1 protein-coding gene is annotated in these 556 nt (G+C 29.9%); it reads left to right on the top strand.

Annotated elements, in window-relative coordinates:
- On the top strand, nt 1-556 hold a 556-nt coding region (locus B3603_RS13945; RefSeq protein ID WP_291565983.1), incomplete at both ends, for an RNA-guided endonuclease TnpB family protein.

Below are 556 nucleotides of genomic sequence, written 5' to 3'. Positions count from 1 at the left end.
TAAAAACTATGATAAAGATAAAGCAGCATAGGCAATTCAACGGATTAATTAAGAGTTGTACTATATCTAAAACACCCAGCAGCAAATACTATGTTTCTGTATTAGTTGATACAGAAAATATTAAATTACCTAAAATTGATAAAAAAGTAGGAGTAGATGTGGGTATCAAAGAATTTGCAATATGCTCAGATGGATATAGAGAGCCTAATCCGAAGTATCTTAGAAAATCAGAGAGAAGATTAATTAAGTTACAAAAAGATTTATCAAGAAGGCAAAAGGGTAGTAACAATGGAAATAAAGCAAGATTAAAAGTAGCTAAATTACATGAAAGAATAGCAAATCAAAGGGTAGATTTCTTACATAAGTTATCAATAAAACTAATTAGAGAAAACCAATCTATAGTTATTGAGAACTTAAAAGTTAAAAACATGCAGCAGAATCATAAATTAGCAAAAGCTATAAGTGAAGCTAGTTGGTCAGAATTTAGAAGGATGCTAGAATATAAAGCCGAGTGGTATGGAAGAGAACTTATACTAGCACCTAGTAATTATGCTAG

Origin of the sequence: Clostridium sp. UBA2485 (assembly GCF_002341865.1) — a bacterium.
Taxonomy (GTDB): Bacteria; Bacillota; Clostridia; order Clostridiales; family Clostridiaceae; genus Clostridium_J.
This window is presented reverse-complemented; position numbering and strand designations above follow the sequence as displayed.